Source organism: Streptomyces sp. NPDC048420 (assembly GCF_040651535.1).
Lineage (GTDB): Bacteria > Actinomycetota > Actinomycetes > Streptomycetales > Streptomycetaceae > Streptomyces.
In genome coordinates this window covers 242,930-259,788 of the sequence record NZ_JBEZKG010000002.1, presented here as the reverse complement: position 1 = coordinate 259,788, position 16,859 = coordinate 242,930, and the positions used below count along the sequence as shown (strand labels likewise).

At 68.0% G+C, this 16,859-nt stretch carries 16 protein-coding genes; 7 read left to right on the top strand and 9 right to left on the bottom strand.

Annotated elements, in window-relative coordinates; all coding sequences use genetic code 11:
* Window positions 1-5: 5 nt before the first annotated feature.
* From AB0D34_RS03905 to trxA, 7 genes are all read left to right on the top strand, one after another.
* The gene (locus AB0D34_RS03905) at window positions 6-2,372 is read left to right on the top strand and encodes a DUF6049 family protein (protein WP_362656003.1); all 2,367 of its coding nucleotides are present in this window, start codon (window positions 6-8) and stop codon (window positions 2,370-2,372) included.
* Window positions 2,373-2,416: 44 nt separating this feature from the next.
* Complete coding sequence (gene murJ, locus AB0D34_RS03900; RefSeq protein ID WP_362656000.1) at window positions 2,417-4,708, top strand: murein biosynthesis integral membrane protein MurJ; 2,292 nt, start codon at window positions 2,417-2,419, stop codon at window positions 4,706-4,708.
* A gap of 119 nt (window positions 4,709-4,827) precedes the next feature.
* Window positions 4,828-6,543, top strand: coding sequence for a protein kinase family protein (locus AB0D34_RS03895; protein WP_362655997.1), 1,716 nt, complete (start codon window positions 4,828-4,830; stop codon window positions 6,541-6,543).
* Between the two features lie 31 nt (window positions 6,544-6,574).
* Entirely contained in the window at window positions 6,575-7,300 is a 726-nt protein-coding gene (sigM, locus tag AB0D34_RS03890; RefSeq protein WP_362655994.1) for an RNA polymerase sigma factor SigM, read from the top strand.
* Window positions 7,297-8,187 (top strand): hypothetical protein, encoded by an 891-nt coding sequence (locus AB0D34_RS03885; RefSeq protein WP_362655991.1) that lies wholly within the window; start codon window positions 7,297-7,299, stop codon window positions 8,185-8,187. The genes sigM and AB0D34_RS03885 overlap by 4 nt, the downstream gene beginning before the upstream one ends.
* Window positions 8,188-8,356: 169 nt before the next feature.
* On the top strand, window positions 8,357-9,325 hold the full coding sequence (gene trxB, locus AB0D34_RS03880) for a thioredoxin-disulfide reductase (protein WP_362655988.1): 969 nt from the start codon (window positions 8,357-8,359) through the stop codon (window positions 9,323-9,325).
* Window positions 9,326-9,368: 43 nt separating this feature from the next.
* Entirely contained in the window at window positions 9,369-9,701 is a 333-nt protein-coding gene (gene trxA / locus AB0D34_RS03875; RefSeq protein WP_143641354.1) for a thioredoxin, read from the top strand.
* A gap of 54 nt (window positions 9,702-9,755) precedes the next feature.
* On the opposite strand, the gene AB0D34_RS03870 is transcribed toward trxA, so the two are convergent.
* The 9 genes from AB0D34_RS03870 to rpmH all read right to left on the bottom strand — a co-directional run bounded on the left by AB0D34_RS03870 (window position 9,756) and on the right by rpmH (window position 16,702).
* A complete protein-coding gene (locus AB0D34_RS03870) occupies window positions 9,756-10,373 on the bottom strand; it encodes a GNAT family N-acetyltransferase (protein WP_362655985.1) in 618 nt (205 codons plus the stop codon).
* 323 nt (window positions 10,374-10,696) lie between these two features.
* Window positions 10,697-11,797 (bottom strand): ParB/RepB/Spo0J family partition protein, encoded by a 1,101-nt coding sequence (locus tag AB0D34_RS03865; protein WP_362655982.1) that lies wholly within the window; start codon window positions 11,795-11,797, stop codon window positions 10,697-10,699.
* Window positions 11,794-12,867: a ParA family protein gene (locus tag AB0D34_RS03860; RefSeq protein WP_362656639.1), complete on the bottom strand. Its 1,074-nt coding sequence runs from the start codon at window positions 12,865-12,867 to the stop codon at window positions 11,794-11,796. Before AB0D34_RS03860 ends, AB0D34_RS03865 begins: the two co-directional genes overlap by 4 nt.
* 298 nt (window positions 12,868-13,165) lie before the next feature.
* Window positions 13,166-13,882, bottom strand: a complete 717-nt coding sequence (gene rsmG / locus AB0D34_RS03855) for a 16S rRNA (guanine(527)-N(7))-methyltransferase RsmG (RefSeq protein WP_362655979.1) — start codon at window positions 13,880-13,882, stop codon at window positions 13,166-13,168.
* Window positions 13,883-14,000: 118 nt separating this feature from the next.
* Entirely contained in the window at window positions 14,001-14,513 is a 513-nt protein-coding gene (locus tag AB0D34_RS03850; protein ID WP_362655976.1) for a R3H domain-containing nucleic acid-binding protein, read from the bottom strand.
* 15 nt (window positions 14,514-14,528) lie between these two features.
* On the bottom strand, window positions 14,529-15,818 hold the full coding sequence (gene yidC, locus AB0D34_RS03845) for a membrane protein insertase YidC (protein ID WP_362655974.1): 1,290 nt from the start codon (window positions 15,816-15,818) through the stop codon (window positions 14,529-14,531).
* Window positions 15,819-15,821: 3 nt separating this feature from the next.
* Complete coding sequence (yidD, locus tag AB0D34_RS03840) at window positions 15,822-16,175, bottom strand: membrane protein insertion efficiency factor YidD (RefSeq protein ID WP_164433042.1); 354 nt, start codon at window positions 16,173-16,175, stop codon at window positions 15,822-15,824.
* On the bottom strand, window positions 16,172-16,543 hold the full coding sequence (rnpA, locus tag AB0D34_RS03835) for a ribonuclease P protein component (protein ID WP_164433043.1): 372 nt from the start codon (window positions 16,541-16,543) through the stop codon (window positions 16,172-16,174). Before rnpA ends, yidD begins: the two co-directional genes overlap by 4 nt.
* A 21-nt stretch (window positions 16,544-16,564) precedes the next feature.
* Window positions 16,565-16,702 (bottom strand): 50S ribosomal protein L34, encoded by a 138-nt coding sequence (rpmH, locus tag AB0D34_RS03830; RefSeq protein WP_005482975.1) that lies wholly within the window; start codon window positions 16,700-16,702, stop codon window positions 16,565-16,567.
* Between the last annotated feature and the right edge of the window lie 157 nt (window positions 16,703-16,859).

Genomic DNA, 16,859 nt, shown 5'->3' with positions numbered 1-16,859 from the left:
AGCGCGTGGCCGAGGCGGCAGACTTCCAGGGGACGAGTCCCTCTCCTGCCCGCCGCTGGCTGCGGCGCACCGGGGCCCTGCTGGCAGGGGTGCCTCTGCTGGCCGGCCTGTGCCAGATTCCGAGTGGCACGCCTGCTCAGGCCGCCGACAGCTCCGGTGCGGTATCCGTCGCCGTCGACACACTCAGCCCCAGCGCGCCTACGGACGGTGACACGGTCACGGTCTCCGGGACGGTGACCAACAACGGCAAGCAGGCCGTCACGTCCGCCCATGTGGGACTGAGCGTGGGCCCCGAGCTGACCACCCGCTCGTCGATCGACACCGCCACCGACGGCGGCGACTCCCTCCAGGGCTCCACGGGCTCCGAGGTCGGCGGCAAGTACGTCCAGAAATTCGCGAAGCTGACCCCAGGTGTCGCCCAGCCCTTCTCCATCTCTGTACCGGTCGACGAACTGGACCTCGGCGACGCCGGCGTCTACCAGTTCGCCGTCTCCCTCTCGGGCAAGACCGCCGCACAGCCGTGGGACCAGATGCTCGGCATCCAGCGCACGTTCCTGCCCTGGCAGCCCGACGAGGCGGACACGAAGACAAAGACGACCTTCCTGTGGCCGCTGGTCTCCACCGTCCACATGACGGCGGAGACCGGGTCGAACGCCCAGCAGACGCCGGTCTTCCTCAACGACGACCTGGCCGAGGAGATCTCGGCGGGCGGGCGGCTGGACCAGATGCTGTCGCTGGGTGAGAGCCTCGACGTCACCTGGGTGATCGACCCGGACCTGCTGGCGTCCGTCGACGCGATGACCCGCACCTACCGGGTCCAGGGCGAGGGCGACACCACGATCGCGGGCACTCACCAGGCTGTCGCCAAGCAGTGGTTGGCGAGGCTGCAGAAGGCGGTGGAGGACCAGGAGGTCGTGGCACTGCCCTTCGCCGACCCCGACCTCGCCTCCCTGGCCCACAACGGCACGAGCGTCACCGGTTCGCTCGGCCATCTCGACGAGGGCACCGACGTCGCGGCGACCACGGTGAAGACCGTGCTTCACGTGACACCGAGCACCGACTTCGCCTGGCCCGTGAACGGTGCCGTGGATCCGTCGATCATCAAGGTCGCCACCTCCGCGGGCGCCGACAAGGTGATCGCGCGCAGCGACAGCCTGAAGGAGACCGGCGGCCTGTCGTACGCGCCCTCCGCGGCCCGGCCCATCGGCGGCGGCACCACGGCGGTGGTCGCGGACGCACGACTCTCGACGGCCTTCCAGGGCGACCTGACCAAGGCCTCCACCACCACGCTCGCCGTCCAGCGGTTCCTCGCCCAGAGCCTCGCTCTCGACCTGCAGACGAACAAGGAGCGCAGCATCGTCGTCGCCCCGCAGCGCATGCCAACGGCGAGCCAGGCCGCTGCCATGGCCGAGGCCATCACCACGCTGCAGAGCGGGAACTGGTCCCAGACCCAGAAGCTCACCGCTGCGGCCGCGGCGAAGCCCGACCCCAGGGCCACGACCAAGGTGCCGTCGGCGTCCGCCTACCCCGCCTCGCTGCGCAAGCAGGAACTGCCGAAGTCGGCTTTCCAGGAGATCGCGCGTACGCAGGACAAGCTCGACAACTTCAAGGTGATCCTCTCCGACCAGTCCCGTGTCGTGACCCCCTTCGGGCGGGCCATGAACCGCGAGATGTCCACGTCGTGGCGGGGCCGTGCCACCGAGGCGAGCGGCTTCCGGAGTGATGTCGAGGACTACCTCGACGAACTGACCTCCCAGGTCAGCCTGATCGACAAGTCGGAGACCAAGCTCTCCGGCCGCAGCGCCACGATCCCCGTGACGGTCCAGAACAACCTGGTGCAGGGCGTGGAACACCTGAGGCTGCGACTGACCTCGCTGAGCCCGAACCGCCTCGAGATCGGTGGCTCGTCCTACTACGAGCAGCCGGTCGAGGTCTCGGGCGGCCACAGCCAGACGGTGAAGTTCACCACGACGGCCAACGCCAACGGCCAGGCCTCGGTGGTCGCCCAGCTGTACACGGAGGACGGCCAGCCGTACGGCGACGCCGTCAGGTTCGACGTGAAGGTCACCGAGTTCACGGCCACGGTGATGCTGGTTATCGGCGGCGGTGTCCTGCTGTTGGTGCTGGCAGGATTCCGGATGTACACCCAGCGCAAGCGCGCGGCCCGTGAGGCCGAGCAGAGCGGCCCCGACGACGAGGCGGGCGAGGCCGTGGAAATCCCGGAGAACCCGAAGGACCCCGAGGACCGTCTCAAGGAGGAGTCCGCCACCAGGACCCGGGCAGGAGCCCCGGAGCAGCCGAGTGACCTGACAGCGGACACCGCAACGGAAAGCACCGACCCGTCCGGCACGGGTGAGAGAGTGGACCGTTGAGGATGTCGTGGCCGGTGGGCCCGGGACGATGAGGTGGGGTAACCATGAACGCGCCGTACGACGGTGATCGCGGTCAGGGCGCGGGCAGCTCGGGTCGCCCCGAGGGCCCGCCGCCCGAGCACGGCCAGGTGCCGCCGCAGTCTCCCGCGGACATGTACCTCCAGGACGCCTACGACCAGGACCCCTACCGGGCACAGGACCTCTACGCCCAGGACCCGGTCGCCGAGGCCCTCTACGACCGTGCCGCGCACCCTCCGCCGCCGCCCGGCACCTATCAGCCGCAACAGCCTCTCTACTCCCAGCCGCCCCAGTCACCGTATGCCCCCGACCCCCAGGTGTGGGCGCAGACCCCGGCGCCCGAGCCCGAGGGGCCGACGCAGTTCCTGCCGTACGGCGACAACCCCCGTACCACCCAGTTCGTGGGGGTCGACGATCTGGTGACTCAGGCCGGTGAGGAGCGCCACGAGCCGGACGCCTTCGCGCACCTCTTCCGCGACCAGCAGCAGGGCGGCGGCCGTCCGACGGATCCCCCGTCGGTGCCGAGTCCGGCGGGGGCCCCGGGCGGGCCGTCGCTCGCACCACAGTTCCAGGCACCCGCGGCGCCCGCGCCCTCGGCCGACGAGACGATGAACCTCGGTACCGCGCCGGCTGCGGCTCAGGCGGCTCCTGCGTCCTCCGCAACCCCCACGGCTCCCGCGAAGAAGGGCGGGAAGGCGGCGGGCCTGCTGAAGTCGAGCGCCGTGATGGCGGCCGGCACGATGGTCTCCCGCCTCACCGGCTTCATCCGCTCGGCACTGATCGTGTCGGCGCTGGGTGTCGGCCTGCTCGGTGACACCTTCCAGGTCGCCTACCAGCTGCCCACGATGATCTACATCCTGACGGTCGGCGGCGGCCTCAACTCCGTCTTCGTGCCGCAGCTCGTGCGCGCCATGAAGGAGGACGAGGACGGCGGCGAGGCGTACGCCAACCGTCTGCTGACCCTGGTCATGGTGGCGCTCGGCGTACTGACCGCGCTCGCGGTCCTCGGCGCCCCGTTCCTGATCCGGCTGCTGTCCGACTCGGTGGCCAGCGACCCGGCGGCCAACGAGGTCGGCATCACCTTCGTCCGCTACTTCCTGCCCTCCATCTTCTTCATGGGCATCCATGTGGTGATGGGACAGATCCTCAACGCGCGCGGGAAGTTCGGCGCGATGATGTGGACGCCGGTCCTGAACAACATCGTCATCATCGTGACGCTCGGCATGTTCATGTGGGTCTACGGCACTGCCGCCGACTCCGGCATGAAGGTCACGAACATCCCGCCGGAGGGGCAGCGGCTCCTCGGCATCGGTGTCCTGCTCGGCCTGGTGGTCCAGGCGCTCGCGATGATCCCGTACCTGCGCGAGACCGGCTTCCGAATGCGGCTGCGGTTCGACTGGAGGGGGCACGGCCTCGGCAAGGCCGTGACGCTCGCCAAGTGGACCGTCCTGTTCGTCCTGGCCAACCAGGCCGGCGCGCTCGTCGTCACCCAGTTGTCCACCGCGTCCGGCAAGGCGTCCCCTGTGGACGGCACCGGCTTCGCCGCCTACGCCAACGCCCAGCTGATCTGGGGCCTGCCGCAGGCCATCATCACCGTCTCCCTCATGGCGGCCCTGCTGCCACGCCTGGCCCGCTCAGCGGCCGAGGGAGACGGTGGCGCAGTCCGTGACGACATCTCACAGGGCCTGCGCACCACGGCCGTCGCGATCGTGCCGATCGCCTTCGGCTTCCTCGCCCTCGGCATCCCGATGTGCACACTGATCTTCGGTTCCTCGGGCACCAGCGAGGCCACGAACATGGGCTTCATGCTGATGGCCTTCGCCCTCGGCCTGATCCCCTACTCCGTGCAGTACGTCGTCCTGCGAGCCTTCTACGCCTACGAGGACACCCGTACCCCCTTCTACAACACCGTCATCGTGGCAGCGGTCAATGCGGGCGCCTCGGCGCTGTGTTACGTGGTGCTGCCTCCGCGCTGGGCCGTGGCGGGCATGGCTGCCTCGTACGGTCTCGCCTATGCGATCGGCGTCGGCGTCGCCTGGAACCGGCTGCGCAGGCGCCTCGGCGGTGACCTGGACGGCAACCGCGTCCTGCGGACCTACGCCCGGCTCTGCATCGCCTCCATCCCGGCGGCGTTGCTCAGCGGCGCGGCCTGCTACGGCATCGGCCACTCGCTCGGTCAGGGTGTCGTCGGTTCGCTCGCCGCACTCATCGCGGGCGGTGCGGTCCTGCTCGGGATCTTCTTCGTCTCCGCTCGCAAGATGCGCATCGAGGAGCTGAACTCGCTGGTCGGCATGGTCCGGGGGCGTCTGGGGCGCTGAGCCGAGGGTACGCGCACAACCATCGTCCGCCATCGTGTGTCGTGCATAGCGGCGGACTGTGGGCACAATTGGATTCTGCGTCGCACGGCGCGCAATGAATGGGGAGGCAGGGAACGACGGTGGCGGAACGGAGCACGGCTGCCGTCGACGTGGCAGACAACAGCGGTGACGAACCGCTGACCGCCAAGGCGGACCAGTCCACGGCCGACGGCGTGGCCAAGAACCGGGAGCGGGACACGGAAGACGTCGAGGCACAGGGGAGTGGCGGGACCGAGAATCCCGGCAAGGCGTCACCGCCGGAGCTGCACAGCGGCCACAAGCTCGCCAGACGCTACCGTCTAGAGGAGTGCGTCACCCGTCTGGACGGCTTCAGCAGTTGGCGGGCCGTCGACGAGAAGCTGCGTCGCGCCGTAGGCGTGCACATCCTGCCCGCGGACCATGCGCGAGCGCGGTCCGTGCTGGCCGCGGCCCGTTCCTCCGCACTGCTGGGCGACCCGCGCTTCGTGCAGGTCCTGGATGCCGTCGAGGAGAACGACCTCGTCTACGTCGTCCACGAGTGGCTGCCCGACGCGACCGAGCTGACCACGCTCCTCGCCCCAGGCCCCCTGGAGGTCTACGACGCCTACCAGATGGTCAGTCAGGTGGCCTCCGCCATGGCCGCGGCCCACCGCGAGGGCCTCGCACACCTGCGGCTGAACCCGAACGCGGTCCTGCGCACGTCGAGCGGTCAGTGGCGCATCCGCGGCCTCGCCGTGAACGCCGCGCTGCGAGGCGTCAGTTCGGAGACTCCGCAGCGCACGGACACGGAGGCGATCGGCGCTCTCCTGTACGCCGCACTCACCCAGCGCTGGCCGTACGAGAGCGACGCCTACGGCCTCGCCGGTCTGCCCAAGGACGTCGGCCTCATCGCACCCGATCAGGTGCGGGCGGGTGTCCACCGCGGACTGTCCGAGCTGTCGATGCGCGCACTCGCCAACGACGGTGCGACGGCCTCCCGACACGAGTCGGCGTGCACCACGCCCGAGGAACTGGTCAAGGCGATCGGCGAGATGCCCCGCATCCGTCCGCCGGAGCCGGCGTTCACCGCACCGCCCGAGTACCAGCGCACGACGTACCAGCAGGGCACATACGGCCGCCCAGCACCGCACCCCGGCATCACCCAGCCGGTACCCGCCCCGCCCCCACCTCTGCAGAGCCCCACCGGCCGAGCCCTGAAGTGGGCCGTCTCGGCTCTCCTCATCGCGGCGCTGGGCCTGGGCAGTTGGCAGCTGGCGGACGCGTTGATGGACCGGGGCGGCAAGTCTGACGAGAACCAGACCCAGACGACCGACGACGGTGACAAGAACAGCACAGCGCCGAAGCCGACGAAGACGCTCAGCATCGAGGACGCCGAAGAGTACGTGGCCGAGGGCGATGCTCAGCACCCCGGTGATGTGAAGCTGACGTACGACAGCAGCATGACCACGGGATGGCGGACCAACAGCTACACCGACGGTCCGAAGATAGTGATCAAGCCCGGCGTCGGCATCGTCTACGATCTCGGCTCCGCCCAGGAGGTGTCGGCCGCGACGCTGTCGCTGCGGTACGGCGGCGACCACACGACGGCCGAGCTGTACGCGGCCGATTCGCTCACCCCATCCTCGCTGGACTCGATGGACAAGATCGGCTCAGCCACGACGAGCGGCACCACGGCCACGGTGAAGGTCAGCAAGCCTGTGAAGTCGCGGTATGTGCTGGTGTGGCTCACAGCAATGCCCTACTCCGGTGAGGACTCCGCGAACTTCAGCAATCCCGGCTACAAGCAGGCCATCACCAACGTGAAGTTCACGGGCTGAGGCATCACCGAAGACAAGGGGAGGGGGTCCGATGGCAGATGACACCGCGTACGGCGACACCAGCGATCAGGACCTCCTGGCCCGTCATGTAGAGGGCGACCCCGACGCCTTCGGTGAACTGGTACGGCGGCATCGTGACCGGCTCTGGGCCGTCGCACTCCGGACCCTCGGCGACCGCGAGGAGGCTGCTGACGCCGTCCAGGACGCTCTGGTGTCCGCCTACCGGGCCGCCCACACCTTCCGGGGTCAGTCGGCGGTCACCACCTGGCTGCACCGGATCACGGTGAACGCCTGCCTGGACCGGGCCAGAAAGGCAGCCTCCCGCAAGACCTCGCCGGTGGACGACACCGAGCGCCTGGAACAGCTCCTGGAGCCGCACGAGGAGGCCTCGGCTCCCGCCGAGCGCAACGACCTCCACCGCCAGCTCCTGGAGGCACTCGGCACGCTCCCGCCCGACCAGCGCGCCGCCCTCGTCCTGGTGGACATGCAAGGCTATCCGGTCGCCGAAGCCGCCCGGGTGCTCGACGTGCCGACTGGGACGGTGAAGAGCCGCTGCGCCCGAGGCAGAGCCAGACTTCTCCCCCTCCTCACTCATCTCCGGCCGGAAAACGCCGGAGACGGTCGAGAAACGGGCGTCGCACGGAACCGGACGCCGGGGACATCCGTCCCACCCGCAGCGGGACCTCCGTCAGAAGGCCCGCCGGATTCGGGATCAAGCGATTCAGCTGCAGTGAAGGGCGGAGGTGGGCGAGCGTGACTTCCTCGACAGACACAGCCGGGCACCCGGATGTCGCGGAGATCTCCGACCTCACCGAAGGCGTCCTCCCCGTCTCCAGGACTGCGGACGTACGTCGGCACCTGGACGAGTGTGAACTCTGCGCTGACGTCCACGCGTCGCTGGAGGAGATCCGCGGACTTCTGGGGACACTGCCGGGCCCGCCCCGGATGCCTGACGACGTCGCCGGCCGGATCGACGCCGCTCTCGCCGCGGAGGCTCTACTCCAGGCCACAGCGCCAGAGGCGGTGAATTCCTCGGCGCCGGTCGAGATCGCGCATGTTTCACGTGAAACATCGCCCACTGACCGCCCCACGGGACACGCCCGTACTGCCACCACCGGCCCCGGCCGCAAGGACCGCAAGAGGAGCGGGCGTCGCAAGGCCGCCGTACTCGGCGCCGTCTTCACAGTCGCCGCCCTGGGCTTCGGCTCCGTTCTGCTCTCGGCGTTGGACGACAGTAAGTCGAACGACACGGCACGCGGACAGGCGACCACTTCTGCTGACACCTTCTCCTCCGGCAGCTTGGAGAAGGAGGTCTCGGACCTTCTCTCCCAGAACAGTGCGGGCGGCGGGTCCAAGGCCCCTCACACCGACATGGGGACACTGGGCATTCCCAGCACCGGGGGCCCCAGGATTCTACGGACACCCGAGGTGCCTCCATGCATCCAGAAGGGCCTCGATAGCACCGGCACTCCCCTCGCGACCGATGACGGCGTCTACAAGGGGAGGGACGCGCTTCTGGTCGTTCTGCCCGACCCCTCGGACGGCACCCGCGTCACCGCGTACATCATGGATGCGTCCTGCGTGAAGGACGCGCCTACCGGCAAGGCGAAGATCCTGCTGAAGCAGTCCTACGCGCGCTCCTGAACGCTCACGCTTGGTCTCCTTCCTCCGTGGTATTTCGTACGGGTGTGGCCTCTCCGTGTGCCCGGACACAGTGGGAATGCGCGCCCCTTAGGATCCGTTGGGTGGGGTGAGAGTTCTGAAAGGGGCTCCACCGGTCCGACGACGCAGTCCAGAGACGAGGAACCAAGCTGTGAGCGACGTCCGTAACGTGATCATCATCGGCTCCGGGCCCGCCGGCTACACGGCGGCGCTCTACACCGCGCGCGCGTCGCTGAAGCCGCTGGTGTTCGAGGGCGCCGTCACCGCTGGCGGTGCGCTGATGAACACCACGGAGGTGGAGAACTTCCCCGGCTTCCGGGACGGCATCATGGGCCCCGAGCTCATGGACAACATGCGCGCGCAGGCCGAGCGCTTCGGTGCTGAGCTCATCCCGGACGACATCGTCAGCGTCGACCTGACCGGTGAGATCAAGACCGTCACCGACACCTCCGGCACGGTCCACCAGGCGAAGGCCGTGATCGTCACCACCGGTTCGCAGCACCGCAAGCTCGGCCTCCCGAACGAGGACGCCCTCTCCGGACGCGGTGTCTCGTGGTGCGCCACCTGTGACGGGTTCTTCTTCAAGGACCAGGACATTGCCGTGATCGGCGGCGGTGACACGGCGATGGAGGAGGCGACCTTCCTCTCCCGCTTCGCCAAGTCCGTGACGATCGTCCACCGCCGTGACACCCTGCGCGCCTCCAAGGCGATGCAGGAGCGTGCCTTCGCCGACCCGAAGATCAAGTTCGTGTGGGACAGCGAGGTCGCCGAGATCCAGGGCGACCCGAAGCTCTCGGGCCTGAAGCTGCGCAACCTCAAGACCGGCGAGCTCTCGGACCTGGCGGTCACCGGCCTGTTCATCGCGATCGGCCACGACCCGCGCACCGAACTGTTCAAGGGCCAGCTTGAGTTGGACGGTGAGGGCTACCTGAAGGTACAGGCGCCTTCGACCCGCACCAACCTGACTGGTGTCTTCGGCGCTGGCGACGTGGTCGACCACACCTACCGCCAGGCGATCACCGCGGCCGGCACCGGCTGTGCCGCTGCTCTCGACGCCGAGCGCTTCCTCGCCGCCCTCGCCGACGAGGAGAAGGCGGAGCCCGAGAAGACCGCTGTCTGACCCCCATCCCGCCCCACCGCACCAACCAGTTAAGGAGCCCGCCGTGGCCGGCACCCTGAAGCATGTGACCGACGATTCCTTCGAGCAGGACGTCCTGAAGAGCGACAAGCCCGTCCTGGTGGACTTCTGGGCCGCCTGGTGCGGTCCCTGCCGCCAGATCGCGCCCTCCCTTGAGGCGATCGCCGCCGAGTACGGCGACAAGATCGAGGTCGTCAAGCTGAACATCGACGAGAACCCGGGTACGGCCGCCAAGTACGGCGTCATGTCCATCCCGACGCTGAACGTCTACCAGGGTGGCGAGGTCGCCAAGACCATCGTCGGTGCCAAGCCGAAGGCCGCGATCGTCCGCGACCTTGAGGACTTCATCGCCGAGTGATGTTTCACGTGAAACATGGTGGGGGCCGACCCGGCAGGGTCGGCCCCCACTGCGTTACAAGGGTCGCAGCGCTGGTTCCTTCTGTACCGCCCCGAGAAGGCGGTCCAGTGCCATCTCCACGTCTTCCTTCCAGGAGAGCGTGGTGCGCAGCTCCAGCCTCAGCCTGGGGTAAGCGGGATGCGGCCTGACTGTCTTGAAGCCCACCGCGAGGAGATGATCCGCGGGCAGTAGACAGGCCGGCTCCTTCCAGCGGGCATCGCCGAACGCCTCGATCGCCTTGAAGCCCCGCCGAAGCAGATCCTTGGCGACCGTCTGCACCATCACCCGGCCCAGTCCCTGTCCCTGATACCCGGGCATGATGAACGACGTCATCAACTGGACGGCATCCGGCGAGACAGGGCTCGTGGGAAACGCCGTCGAGCGTGGCACGTATGCGGGAGGGGCGTAGAGAACGAAGCCGACCGGTACGTCGTCGACATACACGACCCGGCCGCACGACCCCCAGTCCAGCAGCACGGCGGAGATCCACGCTTCCTTCTCCAGCGCGGGTGTCCCTGCCTTTACCGCGGCTTCTCCACTGACTGGGTCCAACTCCCAGAAGACACACGAGCGACAGCGTTGGGGAAGGTCCGGAAGGTTGTCCAGCGTGAGCGGTACGAGCCGACGCCCCATGAAGGCTGATCCTCGCTTCCTTCGCCCGCCGCGTCGCGGGCGGCCGTCAGAGCGCTCCGTTCCCTGAGCAGGCTGCCGACGAATCCGCCGACCGCCCCCAGTCCCAGGCCCGCGCTCACCAGTCCGCTTCGGCTCATCGTTCGCATGGCCCCTGCCTCCCCTCAGAGGTACTGCCGGGTGGATGTGCCGCACCCAGTCGCATCGTATCCAGACAGCGATTCCATCGATACCGCCTGGAAGCAAAGAGCGGGCCGTGTCCGGTACTCACCGGACACGGCCCGCCTCGTGCTTCGCCTGAGCAGTACACCTCGGCGAGGCCTGGATCAGGCTTCCGTCTCCTCGGCCTCGCCGTCCATCAGGCTCTTCTGCAGAACCGGTCCTTCGCCGGGGGCGAGGGAGCTGAGGATGCGCTCCAAGTCCTCCATGGAGGCGAACTCGACCGTGATCTTGCCCTTCTTCTGCCCCAGGTCCACCTTCACCCGCGTCTCGAAGCGATCCGAGAGGCGGGTGGCGAGGTCGGTCAGTGCCGGAGAGACCCGGGCGCCGGCCCGCGGTCCCTTGGAGCGCTGAGCGGTCTGCGGCCGCGACCCCATGAGGGTCACGATCTCCTCAACGGCACGTACCGAGAGGCCCTCGGCCACGATCCGGTGGGCCAGCCGGTCCTGCTCCTCCGAGTCCTCGACAGAGAGCAGTGCCCGGGCATGTCCGGCGGACAGCACTCCGGCGGCCACGCGACGCTGGACCGCCGGCGAGAGCTTCAGCAGACGCAGGGTGTTGGAGACCTGCGGGCGGGAGCGACCGATGCGGTCCGCCAGCTGGTCATGCGTGCAGTTGAAGTCCTTCAGCAACTGGTCGTAGGCGGCGGCCTCTTCCAGCGGGTTCAGTTGAGCGCGGTGCAGGTTTTCCAGGAGAGCGTCCAGGAGGAGCTTGTCGTCCTCCGTGGCCCGCACGATCGCCGGGATCGCCTCCAGGCCGGCTTCACGGCTGGCCCGCCAGCGCCGCTCACCCATGATGAGCTCGTACCGCGTGGGACCGACCTGTCGTACGACGACGGGCTGGAGAAGACCGACTTCCTTGATGGAAGTGACCAGTTCCTGTAGCGCGTCGTCGTCGAAGACCTCGCGCGGCTGGCGCGGGTTCGGCGTGATGGAGTCGAGGGGGAGCTCCGCAAAGTGGGCGCCCATCGGAGGCGCGGGCGTCTCCGCATAGCCGTTGACCGACGGTTCCTCGGTTTCATGTGAAACAGGCGGCAGCGTGGCCACCTTCGCCGCCGCCACCCCACGGTCACTCGTCAGCACCGGGACAGCCGTCGGGGAGGCGGAACCAGCGCCTCCCATGGCCGCCGGGGTCGGCGTCTTCTCCGTCGGGGCAGCCGGGATCAGTGCGCCGAGACCACGGCCCAAACCCCTCCGTCGCTCGCTCACTGGATCCCCTCCACCATGCTCGGGTTGCTCTGTGCGCCGATGTGCGCCTGCGTCGGGTCGTAGCTGACGCCGACGCCCCTCAGCGCGATCTCTCGTGCTGCCTCAAGGTAGGACAGGGCGCCGCTCGATCCGGGATCGTAGGTCAGCACTGTCTGTCCATAGCTCGGTGCCTCGGAGATGCGGACGGAGCGGGGAATGCTCGTCCGCAGCACCTCGTCACCGAAGTGGGTGCGCACCTCGTCGGCGACCTGGGACGCGAGGCGCGTCCGGCCGTCGTACATGGTGAGCAGGATGGTCGATACGTGCAAGGTGGGGTTGAGGTGCCCCCGCACCAGATCGACGTTGCGCAGCAGCTGGCCAAGGCCCTCCAGCGCGTAGTACTCGCACTGGATCGGAATGAGAACCTCCGCGCCGGCCACTAGCGCGTTGACCGTCAGCAGGCCGAGCGAGGGTGGACAGTCGATGAGGATGTAGTCCAGTGGCTGCTCATACGCCTGGATCGCTCGCTGCAGTCGGCTCTCACGTGCCACCAGGGACACCAGCTCGATCTCCGCACCGGCGAGATCGATGGTGGCAGGGGCGCAGAAGAGGCCTTCGACATCGGGTACCGGCTGGACGACTTCGGCCAACGGCCGACTCTCGACCAAAACGTCGTAGATCGAAGGAACTTCGGCGTGGTGGTCGATACCCAGCGCGGTGGACGCGTTGCCCTGGGGGTCGAGGTCGATCACCAGGACACGGCCGCCGTGCAGAGCCAGCGAGGCAGCAAGATTGACGGTCGTCGTCGTCTTGCCCACCCCGCCCTTCTGGTTGGCGACGACCATGATCCGGGTCTGCTCGGGCCGTGGCAGGCCCTCGCCGGCGCGGCCCAGAGCCTCCACCGCCAGTTGGGCAGCACGACCGATCGGAGTGTCGTCCATCGGGGGCGGTGTTTCACGTGAAACATCGTCCCCCATCGACTCGGTTCGGGGACCGGGGACCGGATCGGTCATCGGTCCCGCGATGTTGGCGTCGGACCGCAAGGATTCACTCTCCTCGACTTCAGGCTCGCAATGAACAGAGCCTCCCATGTCTTCGGGGTCGTGAACCAGTGAGGCCTGTTGTTCTGTGGAGAAATCCACGTCTGTGGAAAACTCCGTGCCCCTCAGGGAGGACGGAGCGTCACCTGGAGGACCCTCTCCTAGTGTCCCAAGAGGCTTTCGGTCGCGGGGTTCGGCCGCGGCGCGGCCCCGGCTGATGATGCCGTGCAGCAGTGAGCGACGTTTCACGTGAAACACGATGCACAGCAGCCGGGGCGGTTCCGTCGCGACACTCCGGCATGCGTAGGTTTGGCAGCTTGTGTGGAGTACGTCTCGTCGTCAGGACGGATCAGCGACGCCGACGGGTGCGTCCCGTACGAGCCGCCTTCGCACGCTTGGCCGCGAAACGCACACCACCGGGACTCTCCCCTACTTCGACTCGCACCACGGTGGACAGCGGATCGACCACTCCCTCACCCACATGCAGGATGGAGGTCTCCACCGCCCCGAGTTTGCTCAGCGCTGTAGTAGCGGCCTTGAGCTCCTCTTCCGCAGTGTCGCCCTTGAGGGCGAGCATCTCCCCGTAGGGACGCAGCAGAGGCATCCCCCAGGTCGCCAGCCGGTCGAGCGGAGCCACAGCGCGTGCCGTCACCACATGCACGGGTGTCAGCTTGCCCATAACCTCCTCAGCGCGTCCCCGGACGACCGTCACGTGGTCAAGGCCCAGCAGCTCCACGACCTCCGTCAGGAAGGTCGTACGGCGCAGCAGCGGCTCCAGCAGCGTGATCTTCAGATCCTCGCGGACGAGGGCCAGAGGGATGCCGGGCAGACCGGCTCCTGAGCCGACGTCGCACACCGTCACGCCCTGGGGAACCACCTCCGAGAGCACCGCGCAGTTCAGCAGATGCCGCTCCCACAGGCGGGGGACCTCCCGCGGGCCGATGAGACCGCGCTGGACACCCGCCTCTGCCAGCAGTTCGGCGTAGCGCACCGCGTCCGCGTAGCGATCGCCGAACACCGCTCGCGCCTGCTCGGGCGCGGGGGGAAGCTCCGCTGCCTCCGTCACGGGGAACCGTCCTTCCGTAGCGCATCAGCGCACCGGGCGCCGACCACCAGAACTATCAGGCTGACAAAGTTCGGCCCCGCCTGCTCTACAGACGGGGCCGGAGGAACCTAGGAACCGATCAGGCGGGAAGCACGACGACGAAGCGCTGGGGCTCCTCGCCCTCGGACTCGCTGCGCAGGCCGGCGGCCTTGACCGCGTCGTGGACAACCTTGCGCTCGAACGGTGTCATCGGCTTGAGCTTCACGGACTCGCCGGTGTTCTTGACCTCGGTGGCGGCCTTGGCTCCCAGCTCGGAGAGCTCCGCACGCTTCTTGGCCCGGTAACCGGCGATGTCCAGCATCAGCCTGCTGCGGTCCCCGGTCTCCCGGTGCACAGCGAGGCGTGTGAGCTCCTGCAGGGCTTCCAGCACCTCGCCGTCACGACCGACCAGCTTCTGCAGGTCGCGGCCGCCCGAGTCGCTGATGATCGAGACAGCGGCGCGGTCGGCCTCGACGTCCATGTCGATGTCGCCGTCGAGATCGGCGATGTCGAGCAGACCCTCGAGGTAGTCCGCCGCGATCTCACCCTCCTGCTCCAGGCGGGTCAGGGTGTCTGCACCCTCGGCAGCGGCGGAGGTGGTGCCTTCCGTCACGGGATGGACTCCTTCTTACTTCTTGGACGGGGACTTGGGCCGCTGCGGGCCCTTGCGCTGTCCGGACTGGGCCTTGCTGCGGGTACCGGCGCCGGGCTGCTTCTTGGCGGGAGCGGCGGGCTTGGAGTCCTCGGGCTCGTCGGACTTGCTCAGCGAGGTCGGCGTCGACGACTCGTCGTCACCGGCCGCCTTCGAGCCAGCCGAAGCCGCGCCACCCGACTGACGCTGGGACTTGCTCTGCCGCTTGGGCTGCTGGCGCTTGGGAGCGGCCGCGCTGGTCGGCGAGCCGTCCTCGGTCTGGACCGCGGCCTGGGACTCGCTCTGGATCACGGAGCCGTCGGCCTGAGCGGCGAGACCGGCCTTGTTCAGACCGTTGATGAACTTGCGCTCGAACTCGTTGCGGTCGCGGCCCTTGGCGACGATCGCCTTGATGATGACGCGCTCGCTGCGCTTGCGGGCCTTGCCGTGGTGCGTGACGTGCTTGGTCAGGCGCTCCAGGTAAGCGGCCTGGGCCTTTGAACCCGGCGTCGGGTTGTTGCGGATGACGTACATCTGCTGGCCCATGGTCCACACGTTGGTGGTCAGCCAGTAGACGAGGACACCGACCGGGAAGTTGATGCCGAAGACGGCGAACATGACGGGGAAGACGTACATCAGCATCTTCTGCTGCTGCATGAACGGCGTCTTGACCGTGGTGTCGACGTTCTTCGTCATCAGCTGGCGCTGCGTGTAAAACTGCGACGCCGACATCAGGATGATCATGACCGCCGTGACGACCCGGACGTCGGTCAGCGAGGCGCCGAGTGCCTCGACCTTGCTCGAACCGTCCGTGAACTTCGCGGCCAGCGGGGCACCGACGATGTGCGCCTTACGGGCACTGGCCAGCAGCGACTCGTTGATGACACCGATGGTGTCGCCCGTCGCGATGCCGTTGAGCACGTGATACAGGGCGAAGAAGAACGGCGACTGCGCCAGGATGGGAAGGCACGAGGAGAGCGGGTTGGTGCCCGTCTCCTTGTACAGCTTCATCATCTCTTCGGACTGACGCTGTTTGTCGTTCTTGTAGCGCTCCTGGATCTTCTTCATCTCGGGCTGGAGCGTCTGCATGGCCCGCGTCGCCTTGATCTGCTTCACGAAGAGCGGGATCAGGCAGATACGGATCAGGATCACGAGGGACACGATCGACAGGCCCCAGGCCCACCCGGTGTCAGGGCCGAAGATGGCGCCGTACACCTTGTGGAACTGGACGATGACCCAGGAGACCGGTGTCGTGATGAAGCTGAAAAGACTGGCAATCGTGTCCACTAATCATGCTCCTTGGGCATGGGACGGAGTCTCTGCGGCCGGGCTCGAAGGAGTATGTCCCTCGGTGGCCGAGTCGGCGGCGGAGGGCCCGCCCCTGCGTGCACGCCAGGCGTTACGCAGCATTTCGTGCCACCGCGGACGCTTGCGCGGCGGGACATGGTCCACACCGCCCAGCGACCACGGATTGCACCGCAGGATGCGCCAGGCGGTGAGTGCCGTTCCCTTGATCGCACCGTGCCGGTCGATGGCCTGGTAGCCGTAGTGGGAGCACGACGGGTAGTACTTGCACACCGGCCCGAGCAACGGACTGATGGTCCACTGATACAGCTTGATCAGCGCCAGTAGCGGGTACTTCATCGCGCGCCCCCTCCCAGCAGCCGCTGAAGAGCGGCATCCAGGTCTCGGGCCAGTTGTTCATGGTCGGCGTCGCCGGCCTCGGGCAACGCTCGTACGACTACCAGGCTACCGGGGGGCAACAGGGAGACTCGGTCGCGCATCAGATGGCGAAGTCTGCGCTTCACCTTGTTGCGCACGACAGCGCCGCCCACGGCCTTGCTCACGACGAAACCCGCACGCGTCGGGGGAGCGCTCTCCCCAGGCGCGTGCGGGTCCGTGGCACCGCTACGCAGATGGACGACGAGGGACGGGCGGCCAGCCCGGCGACCTCGTCGTACCGCGGTCGCGAAGTCTTCGCGCCGCCTCAGCCGATGCTCGGTAGGCAGCACGACGTCATGACCTGATCAGAATCAGGCGGACAGGCTGGCGCGACCCTTGCTGCGGCGGTTCGCGAGAATCGCGCGGCCGGCACGGGTACGCATCCGCAGGCGGAAGCCGTGGGTCTTCGCGCGGCGACGGTTGTTCGGCTGGAAGGTGCGCTTGCTCACTCGGGGGCTCCAGAAATAAATCGGTGGTGGCGGGTGCCGTCCTGGCTGTCACCGTGCGCCCACGAGTAGCTCGCAGTAACGCCCGAGTGCACCGCTTCCCGATCACCCGAAGCGATCTGTGCCCATCGGAGGCAGGCGGCAGCAGCCATCGACAACT